This window comes from Acidomonas methanolica (assembly GCF_004346035.1).
GTDB classification, from domain to species: domain Bacteria; phylum Pseudomonadota; class Alphaproteobacteria; order Acetobacterales; family Acetobacteraceae; genus Acidomonas; species Acidomonas methanolica.
Genome location: NZ_SLZN01000006.1, coordinates 167,086 through 177,916, shown reverse-complemented (window position 1 = coordinate 177,916; position 10,831 = coordinate 167,086). Strand labels below are relative to the sequence as shown.

Genomic DNA, 10,831 nt, shown 5'->3' with positions numbered 1-10,831 from the left:
ACCATGCGCCTGACCTGATCGAAAACGACTTCCGCACATGACTGGGGACCGTCAAACTGGCGACACTTCCGGCGACGATGACCAATCGGTCAGCCTGCGTTCGTCGTGCATCCGGGCCGCCCGCTTACCGCATGCAGATGGTGTTCCAGATGCGGGAAAGTTCGTGTCACTGAACGTCGGGATCGTTCGTCGGAATGGTGTCTGAAAGGCGTCCGAAGACGACCCATGAGACACGCGGCGGCGTAGCCGGCGCCTTCCGCTCGCGATGCGAAGCAGCGCGTTGTCCCGGCACAAAACGGACGCGACAGCATGACGGGAAAGCGGGCCGGAAAGAGAAGGAAAAGGAACGAGCAAACGTCAGCAGGCCGGACGCGGGCAGGACGCTCACTGCAACGCGCGACGACGCAGCCATGCCCGATGCCGTGCTTTGGTGTAGGCATCGGGCTGTTGCCGTGCCTCCAGCCGATGATGCAGGTGACGCCAGTAATCAGGACTGACCTCTATCGGGTCGATGCCCTGCGCCTCGACCGCGTCGATCGCTTCCAGCGCACGCTGGACGCGCGGCCATGAATTCTGGTGCAGCAACACCTCGCCGCCGGGCTGCACGCATGGGACGGTCTGGTAGCCTTCGCCGGAGCCGACCGTGTGCACGATGTCGATGTGCGATTCAACTGTGCCATACTCGTTGGAGGCCCAGCGCACGAAGGCGAACACGCTGCCGGGCGCGAAGCTGAGCATGCGCCGCTGACGGTCGAGGATCGTGTCTGCGACTGGTCGACCGAAGCGCAGCCAGCGTTCGACCTGTTTTTCGATCCACGTCAGTTCGACCGTCGTGATCAGCACCGGAAGGTCTCTAGATATCGCCATTTAACTCCTTGCGGGCTAGTTCTTGGCGCTCCATATTTTCCGCGTCGTCCGACACTGCTTAACAGACACGGAGGATTCCAAAATGCATTTTTCTCGTATGATTCATGCTGGCGCCTTTGTTGCTACACTGGCTTGCAGCGCGGCTGCCCTGCCTGCGCAGGCTCAGGATGCGTTGCGCGTCGTTGACGTGCGGGGACACCAGGTCGGTATCCTGGTCCCGGTCCAAGGCATCGCGACGACAGCGGCAATGCCTGATATCGACATGTTCGAGGCCGTTGATCGCATGATGGCACAGGATATGGCTCTCATGGAGGCGGTCGATCGGACATTGGGCTCGCGGCTGGACGGCGTCCTGCGCGCCGTTCCGGCTGTTGGTCATGACCTCCCGAAACAGGGCATGTCCTGGCAGCGTTTCGAGGCGGTCAGCACCGGTGGACCCACCGCCTGTACGCAGACGATCACGATCACATCAAATGGTCAGACGGCGCCAATCGTTCATGTGTCACGCACCGGAAGCAAGTCCTGTGCCGCGCTCCCCGCGTCGATGGCAGTTGACAATCCCGGAGGTCAAAAGACTGGTTCCACGGCTCTGACGCCCGCCGTCGAGACGCGGACGGAAGTCCCGACAAACGGATACGCTGGAAGCGCTCTCTAAGACAGGTGGTGGCCGGAAAACCCCGAGCCACCATCATAGAAGGAAAATATATTGATTTTCTGCGATCATCGCCATGACGGTTAACGAAAATCAACAAAACCCATGTAATTTCTGTCTGCAACACCGCCACATAAAATAAATACAAATAAAAATAATAAACTTATTCATGAAAAAAATCTGCATTCGTGCCCTCTTGACGAGGCAGGCATCTCTTCCAATCTTGCTTTCGCTGGACGCCATCGGGTCCGGCATAGGCTCTGTGAGCCAGACAACTGAAGTCCATGTTGCTTTAATCGGAGGATGTGGATGTCGACGCTGAAAGGACTTTATTCCCGCTATCGCCGCTCCCTGCGCACAGCCGCCCGGAGATGGCGCAACCGACTGGAGGGAGGCGTATCATGGTAACGCGCGCCCTTTTCGGAGACGATCCGCTAGCTCCGCGTGTCCTCTCCGTGCTCCGCCGCCTCGGTCATGACGGACGTGGCGTGACGCTAACGTCTCTGGTGGCCCATACCGGTATACCGGGGATCAGACTTCGCTCCACGCTGGAACGCCTGGTCCAGGCGGGCGCGGTCGCCCCTGCCGGGTGTGATCCCCTGGCTTCTGATCTCGCGTTCCGTCTCCCCATGCGGGCAAGAGCCGCACCGCCAGTTCCGGTCGCGGCGTAAGACACTGACCGCGCCGGGTAGATCAGAAACGCCTTCTCCGAGCGGAAACGCCGTCTTTTCTGGAACGACCGCACGAATGAGAGGGTGGAGCGGGGCCTTCCATCGGAGGTCCCGCGTCTCTGAAGGTGAAGTCGAAAGCAGCGAGAACAGGGAGATGTCGAGTTTTATCCATTTTCTCAACCTGAAGGCGCTTCAGCACTATTGGAACATCCATCCCCCCGTGCCCCGTTCACTGGGGACAATGCGGCCAGTTTGGTCACACTCCGCAGGAGAGACGGAGCAAGCGGAACAGACGGCCAAGCAACCTCAGCGCCTTCAGCAGAGGGAGAGACCACACGTCGCTGTCGGTCTCGTCCTCATGCTGCTGTTCGGAATGGCCTCGCCGGCATCGGCTCATGCGCCGCATGATGTGCTGTCGTGCGAGACAGAAAAGCAGCCGGTGAACATTCCATCCATGCCACTGGACCGCGCCATCGAGATATTGGGCCGGCAGACCGGGTGCCCGGTCCTTGTCGACCAGATCCTTATGGACGGCCGGACCTCCGCAGCCGTCAAGGGCTCCTATACGCCTCAGGCCGCCCTCCTGCATCTGTTCGGGTCCGTGCATGTCGACGTCACCGCCACTGTTTCGGGCTTGAGCGTCAGCCCTCTGGATGCGACGGCTCTGACATCGGGCGACACGCGCGCCGGCCTGAGGACTGCATCATGACTCTTCACACGGACAGGCCGAACAGAATTATGTCGCTTCCGACCGTTCAGATCGGCACAGAACTGGCGGTCCTGCTGGCCGACTATCTCGGCGACCATGAAAAAGACCATGGATATGAAGGCCTTATGCGTCGGGCGGCTGACCACCGGATTTACGATCGGGTTTCTCGCTGGAGAACCGCGCCAGACCCGGAAGCGACGACCGTCGCCGTGGTCCGAAAACTCCTGCCTGTCGCTGACCGCACGCACATGGCCAAGGCCCTGGGTACGTCGTTGGGAGACCTCGAAAACCAGCTGACATCGGCCTTGCCAAAGGCCGTGCGAGATCATGCCAGAATATTGTCCTGTCGTCTGCCACGCTGGCACCGGCTCTGACCCGGATGTGCGCCGGAAGGGCCACGAGCCCTTCCGGAGACTGATTCAATCCGCATGGGGATCCGCATCCACATCCGAGGGATCGAGCGGTTCGACCAGTCCTTCCTTGTCCGGATCAATTGGTGGCTCTTCTTCGTCAGGCGCCGGACGCGGGCGCTGTTCCTTCTCCGGAGAAGGAAGCGGAGGCGGTTCGAACGGGCGGTGAGCGCCCATGATCTGTAACGTATACTGCATGGGGTATTCTCCATCACGGAAAGAAAAATCAGACCCAGGACGTGGGAACTATAACTCAATTCATAGATGGGAAAACGGCTATGGAAGACCTCTCCATGAAACGTTCCTGGCAGAGCAGGGACTGGTCCCGCCTCATCAAGCTGTTCAGAGGCCTGACATTCTACGAGCGTTTTGAACAGGCGATCATTCTGACCCTGATTGCGCTCATCATGCTCGTAACCGTCATAGCGACGATTCATCTGATCGGCGCGGTATGGCATCTGGTCGTCGATGTCGGAATCGATCCTATCAACCAGACGATCTTCCAGGCGATTTTTGGCGCGATCTTTACTGTTATCATCGCTCTTGAGTTCAAACACTCCCTGCTGGTCGTTCTTGCCCAGCATGAGAACGTCATCCGGGTGCGGACCATCGTCCTGATTGCCCTCCTGGCGATTGCCCGCAAATTCATCCTGCTGGATCTGCGTGATGTGACTGCCATGGAACTGTTCGCTCTCTCGGCGGCTGTTCTGGCTCTGGGCATCGTCTACTGGCTGGTTCGTGAGCAGGATGCACGTGTAGCGCGCGATGCCAGGGAACAGGCGCATCTCGAAGATAATCCTGCGGCCCGCTGTTAGCCTGAATGGTCTTCATCCTGAAGAATCGAGGTAAAGGCGGTCTATAACGCCGCCTTTACTCAATCCCCACTACGTCCCGTGCGATGAGGACGTCTTCTTCGCCGTCTCTGGCCCTGACTGTGCCAGATGATCTGTGTCGATGGGCCGGAACGGCGGAATGGGTTGTCCGGGATAATAGACCGGCCCCTTGTAGTTCTGATCCAACTGGCTTGAGTTCAAGCTGTCGACCAGCATATCACCTGTGCCGTCTTCGTAATGAGTGCGAGCCCCGGTTTTGGGGATTGTGGACGTTCCCTCAGTCGCCCTCGCATCGAACGATGTTGCAGCCGCCTGGGCAAGATCAGCAGCATGTGCGTCCGACTGGCTCAGTAGAGACAAGCCCAGAGCAGCGCACGACAGAAATATTTTCATCCTCTTCATGCTCATGACCTTTCGAGACTCTCCCCGGCCGGAGGAATGGCCGGGGGAGAGGTTTCGTCACGCCATCAGGCTGCCTCTTTCTGCGCCTCGATCTGGGGCACGGCTTCCTCCGCGCGTGTCGTAGAGGACGTAATCGCGATACGACGCGGCTTCATCGCTTCGGGTATCTCACGTTTCAGGGTAATGGACAGAAGCCCGTTCTCGAAGTGCGCATCGGTGACTTTCATATGCTCGGCCAGATCGAAGCGGCGTTCGAATTCTCTGCCCGCAATACCCCGATGGAGATATTCGGCGGCGCTTTGCGGCTCCGGTGCCTTTCGTCCTGTCACGACAAGAGTATTGCGCTCCTGGGTGATCGCTAGGTCGTTCTCGGCAAGTCCGGCAACCGCCATGTCGATGCGGTAATCATCCTCACCGGTCTTGATGATATCGTAAGGTGGCCAGTTATCGGCCGTCGGAATTCGACCGGCGAGATCAAGGGCATTGAGCATTCTGTCAAAGCCCACGCTCGAACGGAACAGGGGAGCAAAATCAACGGTGGCTCTCATAGCCATATCCTCCTTTGAGCAACATGGACACAAGATCAAAACTGATAGTTCTGTCTGCCGACCCCTTCGGCGGTCGGCAAATTCAATCTGGGAACTCCATGCATGGTGTCAAGAGGCATCAAAAATGCAGAAGGGCAGGTTTGGGCGTCCTCTATCGTTCGCGTCTTCATTGCCTGCGCGTCTTCGCGAGTGAGACGGACCGATGCCCATTTCACGAGCATCATGCTATAAAGCATCATCGCGTGTTCAGAGTGGACCAGAACAATGCCTGATAGCGTTAGATGGAGGTTGCTGGCCGTGGCTTTCGCCGCGACCATGCTGAGTGCGGCTCCGGCGGAGGCCAGGCCGTGGATTTATGCTGGACCACCAGTTGTCGTTCCGCCACCAGTCGTGGTCGCGCCGCCACCTCCGCCTGTCGTGATTGCACCACCTCCCGTCACGATCATTCGCCCCCCACCACCGGTGCCCCCCTACGAAATGGTGCCCCTGCCACGCCGAGGCTATGTCTGGGAGCCGGGCCGCTGGTTCTGGACTCCGCGCGGCTACATCTGGCGAAGAGGCTGGTGGCGGCGCTGGTGAACTCTGCCGTCTGTAATGCCGCGAAGACCCGTTGAACTCTTGCATGCTTTCCGGAATGAAGAGCCTCGCGTAACGGAGAGGAACATCTACCAACGCGAGCGACCGCATCGCATGCAAGTTGGGCCACGCCCAGCACGGCGCTCGGCTTACCTGGTCAACAGGCGGCGTTTGGGGGGAAGGAAAACCAAGAGTTTGCCTTCCCAGTGACGATCCGGCCCGATGGCAACCCAGGATGTCGCAGGACGCCATGGATTATGCTGCGCTCGGCCGAGCATTCAATGCCTCCGACGCTCATCGCATTCACAAAATCATCAGAATAATTAATAGTGATTCATCATATCACCGAACGTTCTCCTTTTGTCGTCCGCCGGATTACGCCCGGATACGCCAGAGTACGCACACGTCGACAATTGCCGACACCAGTACTATTGTCTCACCTCCAAAGTACAATGTGCTCACCTTGAGGTATTCGTTTTTTATGCCCCATGATCTGGTTCTCTCCAGACGGAAAGGGCAGGACGATGACGGACAAGGACCGCAGGACGAAGGCCGGGCCGATCGCGCCGGCCAACGATAATAATCCACCGGGAACCGTGTCCGATCCGGCGATGAAAGCGCGGATGGACGAACTGGTGTTCATCCTCGCCAGGATGCTGGGACGCCAGATCGCCCGCGAGGAATTCGAACGGCGGCTGACTCAGATTGACACTGCCAACGACAATGATCCGTCAGACCGAAGGACAGCAAGTCGAGAGGAACCGGATGAGTGACGCTTGTCCCGTCCAGGGCACTATGTCCGGCACGCCGGGATCACCCGTTTTTTCTTCCCTCGTTTGTACAAATGTATTACATTTGTCCTTCAGAAAGGGAGACTAAAATGTCCGCCGTGACGTTCCGCGTCGATGACGCCCTCAAATCCGCTGCCGTCGCAAAACTCTCTGCGCACGGCCTGTCCCTGTCCGACGTGCTGCGCGATACCCTGGCCTATATCGCCGAGACCGGCCAGCCGCCGGTCAAGCGCCGCCTTGTGACCGACGAGGATGCAAGGCTGATCGAGATCGTCCGCGAACGCCTCGCCGATCCCGCGCCGCGTCATCGCATGACGCTGGCGGAACTCAAGGCCCGCCATCCCGATGACTGAATACGCGATCGAATTTGATGATCGCGCACTTCGGGAATGGGACGGGCTGGACGGCAGTATTCGCAGGAAATTCGAGAAAAAGCTCGAAAAACTGGTTCTGAACCCGCACTCTCCCGGCAATGAACTGCACGGCGATCTCGCCGGATTCTACAAGATCAAGCTGCGCCAGGACGGCTATCGCCTCGTCTATCAGGTCGTGGAACAGCGGATCGTCATCTTCGTCATCGCGGTGGGACGTCGCGACGATAATGAAATCTACACGGCGGCAACCGGGCGCGTCCCGGAGACGCCAGCCGATCGGACAAGCCCATCCAGCAGTAAACGTCGCAAAAGGTAAACCGTACGCAATCACTTGCCAGGAGTTTCGCCATGACCCGTGTCGCGCTCTATGCCCGCTATTCCTCGGACAACCAGCGAGCAGCCTCGATCGAGGACCAGTTCCGGCTCTGCGAGGAGCGCGCCGCGCGCGAGGGCTGGCAGGTCGTGGAGTATTACCGCGACGCGGCGATCTCTGGGGCCAGCATGATCCTGCGCCCCGGCATCCAGACCCTGCTGCGTGACGCGCAGGCCGGGCAGTTCGATGTCGTGCTGGCCGAAGCGCTGGACCGGGTCTCCCGAGATCAGGCTGACGTGGCCACCCTGTTCAAGCGGCTGCAATTCGCAGGGGTGCAGATCGTCACTCTAGCGGAAGGCGAAATCTCCGAACTGCACGTCGGCCTCAAAGGGACGATGAACGCTCTGTTCCTCAAGGATCTGGCGATGAAGACCCATCGTGGCCTGCGGGGCCGGGTTGAGGCGGGCAAATCCGGCGGCGGCCTGTGCTACGGCTATCGCGTCGTGCATCAGATGGACCCGCGGGGCGAACTGATCCGGGGTGATCGCGAGATCAATCCCGTTCAGGCCGAGATCGTCCGCCGCATCTTCCATGAATTCGCGTCCGGCCGAAGCGCGCTTGCCATCGCCAGCCGCCTGAACGACGAAGGCATCCCCAGCCCTACGGGCGGCAAGTGGAACAATACTACCCTGCGCGGCAACGCCCTGCGTGGCACCGGTATTGTGAACAACGAGCTTTACGTCGGACGCCTGGTCTGGAACCGGCTCCGCTACCTGAAAGACCCACAAACTGGTAAGCGCGTCTCGCGGCTGAATCCCCAATCGGAATGGATCATCACCGACGTTCCAGAGTTGCGGATCATGGACGACGATCTCTGGCAGGCGGTGCGCGACCGCCAGGCACAGATCGCGGAAAAGAGCGTGAACATCAGCGCCGGTATCCGGGCATCGATCAACAAGCTGAACGGCCAGCGCCGCCCGAAGTCACTCCTGTCGGGGTTGGTGTTCTGTGGGGTATGCGACGGTCCGTGCTCGATACGGGGCGGCGACCGCTTCGCCTGCTCCACCCACATGGACAACCGTTCCTGCACCAACAAGACCACGATCCGCCGTCCGGAACTGGAAGACCGGGTGCTGTTGGGTCTCAAGGACCGGCTGATGACGCCCGAAGCGGCAGCAGAGGCCATGCGCGCCTATGTCGAGGAAACGAACCGCGCCAATCACGAGCGCCGCGCCAGCACGGCGGCCTGGCAAACTGAACTGACCAGGCTGCGCAAGGGGCTGAAACAGATGCTCCAGGTCATCGAGGATGGCGGCTACACGCGCGGCATGGTCGAGCGCATGCGGGAGATGGAAGCCCGCGAGGATGAACTGGTCGCCCTGCTCGCCGCTCAGCCGCAGGACGTGCCGGATATCCATCCCAATGTCGCGGGTATCTTCAAGCACAAGGTCGAGCGGCTGGCCGAGACGCTGAACCACCCCGAGGACCGGCAGGAAGCCTCCGAGGCCATCCGCGCCCTGATCGAGAAGATCGTGCTTCATCCCGGCAAGGGCCGGGGCGAGATGCACGCCACGCTCCATGGCGAACTCGGAAACCTGCTGGATTTCGCCGCGTCACGCGACCAGGGAGCCAGAAACACGAACACTCCCGGAGCCAGGGCTTCGGGGTTGTCGGTATCGGGTATTGCGGGGGCAGGATTTGGACTTGCTTTGCGAGCTTCGAGCGCCGAATCGCAAGCAGCGGCCACGCGATCAGTGCAGAAGGTCGCGTCGGCCGACTTTCGCTCAAGTGCATAGATTCTGCTCAGAGCGGCACAGAGCCCCAGCCCTCTAAACAAAAACGGCCCCGAAGGGCTGTCTTTATCGCACTGATTTCATTGGGAAAATCTGGAGCGGGCGAAGGGATTCGAACCCTCGACCCCAACCTTGGCAAGGTTGCATATACTCTACCATCCCACACTCTACCTTTCGCTTCCATACGATAATATCGTTTTATAACAGAGTATTATTTGGCGGCGCTTTGTAAGGCGTTCGCTCCAATTTGCCAGAGTTTCTCTCTACGGTGGACACCATGTGGACACCATTTTATGGTGGTGTCCACCCGAGAACTCAATACGAGGCGTGCGATGAAACGATCGTCCAGCGTACGTTTGACCAAGCCCGTCGTCGACAAGGCCGAGGTCCGAGATAGTCGATATGACTTGTGGGATCTCGATCTCGCTGGCTTTGGACTACGCATCGAGAAAAGCGGCACGAAAACTTTCATCATACGCTATCGCATTGAGGGCGGTGGCCGATCGGCACCAAGGCGATTCCTGGCGCTTGGACGATTCGGAGCACTTACCGTCGAACAGGCGAGAAGGAAGGCTAGGGGCCTGCTGGGCGCGGTCGCACACGGCGAAGACCCAGCGGGTGACGTGCAGGAGAAGCGGCGCGAAAAAACGATTCGGGACTTACTCGACTTCTACGAGGAGCATGGATGCATCGTGCAAAGGGGTATTCATAAGGGCAAGCCCATGAAACCTCTCACCAAGCAATACACCATGTCACGGCTTCGTCACCATGTTGAACCACTTCTAGGGGGACGTCGTGCGAGCGAGATCACTTCGGGCGATGTCGAGCGATTTGTGGCCGACGTAACAACTGGCAAGACCGCGAAAGACATAAAGATTGGGCCGCGCAAACGTCTTATCGTTCGGGGCGGTGAGGGCGCAGCACGGAAGGTCGTTCGTGATCTTTCGGCCGTATTCAGTTTCGGCAGGCGGCACGGCTTTATCGCCCAAAATCCCGTCGAAGGGGCTTCCGTCAGAAAGACGGATAATCGTCGCATGCGCTTTTTGACGTTGGAGGAAGTAGCCCGACTAGGCGACGCGTTCAACAAGGTCGAGACACGAGGGGCAAATCCTAAAGGGGTCGCAATCGCCCGGCTTTGGGCGCTTACCGGATGTCGTCGAAACGAAATTGCGGCGCTCAAGGTTGAGGAAGTCAATCTAGAGGATAACCTCTTCGAGTTCGAGGATAGCAAGACTGGGAGATCGATTCGCCCCATCGGCCCCACGGCGAGAGCAATGCTCGAGAATCTCCTGAAGGACCGCAAGAAAGGCTATCTTTTTCCGGCGGAGAGAGGCGAGGAAGGACATTACCAAGGCACGCGCAATATCTGGTCGGAAGTTATCAAACTTGCCGATCTACCGGGCGTAACGCCTCACACCCTTCGGCACACTCTTGGCTCTACTGCGACGTCAAGCGGCGAAGCATTGGCCCTGACCGGTGCTCTTTTAGGACACGCCAACCTCAAATCGACCGCCATTTACGCCCATGTCCAACGCGATACTTCGCTCGAGGCTGCCAAGCGTGTAGAAAAATTACTTGCAATGGCACTAGAGGGAAATGTTATTGGGGAAACAAATTCCGCGCAGGAGATAAAACCTAAAGAATTGGATGCAGATTTGATCCGAGAGCTATCTAAAAGGTTGTCAAAAGAAAATGCAGATACAGCAAGACTTCTAGGAATTATAGCTGACAGCATTTCTAGTACTCTATGAATCTCCGAGTTATTTTGCTCTTTAATCTCCGTACACTAGTTCCACATACCGATGATGCCGCACCGTATTCTCTTCGCGTCTGTCAGACTGGGATCAAGATGAAGTTCCTCCAGATAACGGCCGCCTCGCAGATCGCGGCGA

Annotated in this window: 15 protein-coding genes; 11 read left to right on the top strand and 4 right to left on the bottom strand. The window is 58.7% G+C overall.

From position 1 onward, the window contains the following. Window positions 1-384: 384 nt before the first annotated feature. A complete protein-coding gene (locus EDC31_RS07345) occupies window positions 385-867 on the bottom strand; it encodes a DUF2840 domain-containing protein (RefSeq protein ID WP_042055869.1) in 483 nt (160 codons plus the stop codon). An 82-nt stretch (window positions 868-949) separates the two neighbouring features. Here EDC31_RS07345 and EDC31_RS07340 point away from each other — a divergent pair, with 82 nt between their 5' ends. The 4 genes from EDC31_RS07340 to EDC31_RS07325 all read left to right on the top strand — a co-directional run bounded on the left by EDC31_RS07340 (window position 950) and on the right by EDC31_RS07325 (window position 3,273). Next, window positions 950-1,522 (top strand): hypothetical protein, encoded by a 573-nt coding sequence (locus EDC31_RS07340; RefSeq protein WP_042055870.1) that lies wholly within the window; start codon window positions 950-952, stop codon window positions 1,520-1,522. Between the two features lie 398 nt (window positions 1,523-1,920). Continuing rightward, window positions 1,921-2,190, top strand: a complete 270-nt coding sequence (locus EDC31_RS07335) for a hypothetical protein (protein ID WP_075595881.1) — start codon at window positions 1,921-1,923, stop codon at window positions 2,188-2,190. A 439-nt stretch (window positions 2,191-2,629) separates the two neighbouring features. After that, a complete protein-coding gene (locus tag EDC31_RS18090; protein WP_243697796.1) occupies window positions 2,630-2,899 on the top strand; it encodes a hypothetical protein in 270 nt (89 codons plus the stop codon). 29 nt (window positions 2,900-2,928) lie between these two features. Then, window positions 2,929-3,273 (top strand): hypothetical protein, encoded by a 345-nt coding sequence (locus tag EDC31_RS07325; protein ID WP_239016012.1) that lies wholly within the window; start codon window positions 2,929-2,931, stop codon window positions 3,271-3,273. A 45-nt stretch (window positions 3,274-3,318) separates the two neighbouring features. On the opposite strand, the gene EDC31_RS07320 is transcribed toward EDC31_RS07325, so the two are convergent. Further along, entirely contained in the window at window positions 3,319-3,507 is a 189-nt protein-coding gene (locus tag EDC31_RS07320) for a hypothetical protein (RefSeq protein WP_081797395.1), read from the bottom strand. A gap of 80 nt (window positions 3,508-3,587) precedes the next feature. Between EDC31_RS07320 and EDC31_RS07315 the strand changes: the two genes are divergently transcribed. After that, window positions 3,588-4,124 (top strand): phosphate-starvation-inducible PsiE family protein, encoded by a 537-nt coding sequence (locus tag EDC31_RS07315; protein ID WP_042055878.1) that lies wholly within the window; start codon window positions 3,588-3,590, stop codon window positions 4,122-4,124. 485 nt (window positions 4,125-4,609) lie between these two features. On the opposite strand, the gene EDC31_RS07305 is transcribed toward EDC31_RS07315, so the two are convergent. Both EDC31_RS07305 and EDC31_RS07300 read right to left on the bottom strand, forming a co-directional pair. Then, a complete protein-coding gene (locus EDC31_RS07305; protein WP_042055881.1) occupies window positions 4,610-5,092 on the bottom strand; it encodes an Hsp20 family protein in 483 nt (160 codons plus the stop codon). A 35-nt stretch (window positions 5,093-5,127) separates the two neighbouring features. Further along, entirely contained in the window at window positions 5,128-5,409 is a 282-nt protein-coding gene (locus EDC31_RS07300; RefSeq protein WP_042055882.1) for a hypothetical protein, read from the bottom strand. Here EDC31_RS07300 and EDC31_RS18435 point away from each other — a divergent pair. From EDC31_RS18435 to EDC31_RS07265, 6 genes are all read left to right on the top strand, one after another. After that, complete coding sequence (locus EDC31_RS18435) at window positions 5,357-5,671, top strand: hypothetical protein (protein ID WP_341767854.1); 315 nt, start codon at window positions 5,357-5,359, stop codon at window positions 5,669-5,671. The two genes, EDC31_RS07300 and EDC31_RS18435, sit on opposite strands and share 53 nt — an antisense overlap. Before the next feature lie 521 nt (window positions 5,672-6,192). Then, a complete protein-coding gene (locus EDC31_RS07290; RefSeq protein ID WP_042055883.1) occupies window positions 6,193-6,441 on the top strand; it encodes a hypothetical protein in 249 nt (82 codons plus the stop codon). A 107-nt stretch (window positions 6,442-6,548) separates the two neighbouring features. Then, window positions 6,549-6,812, top strand: coding sequence for a type II toxin-antitoxin system RelB/DinJ family antitoxin (locus EDC31_RS07285; RefSeq protein ID WP_010511780.1), 264 nt, complete (start codon window positions 6,549-6,551; stop codon window positions 6,810-6,812). Continuing rightward, the gene (locus tag EDC31_RS07280) at window positions 6,805-7,149 is read left to right on the top strand and encodes a type II toxin-antitoxin system RelE family toxin (RefSeq protein WP_042055888.1); all 345 of its coding nucleotides are present in this window, start codon (window positions 6,805-6,807) and stop codon (window positions 7,147-7,149) included. Before EDC31_RS07285 ends, EDC31_RS07280 begins: the two co-directional genes overlap by 8 nt. Before the next feature lie 32 nt (window positions 7,150-7,181). After that, window positions 7,182-8,942 carry a recombinase family protein gene (locus tag EDC31_RS07275; protein ID WP_132126971.1) on the top strand — a complete coding sequence of 587 codons (1,761 nt, stop codon included), beginning with the start codon at window positions 7,182-7,184 and terminating at the stop codon, window positions 8,940-8,942. 290 nt (window positions 8,943-9,232) lie between these two features. Beyond that, window positions 9,233-10,690, top strand: a complete 1,458-nt coding sequence (locus EDC31_RS07265; RefSeq protein ID WP_018308104.1) for a site-specific integrase — start codon at window positions 9,233-9,235, stop codon at window positions 10,688-10,690. The last annotated feature ends 141 nt before the right edge of the window (window positions 10,691-10,831 follow it).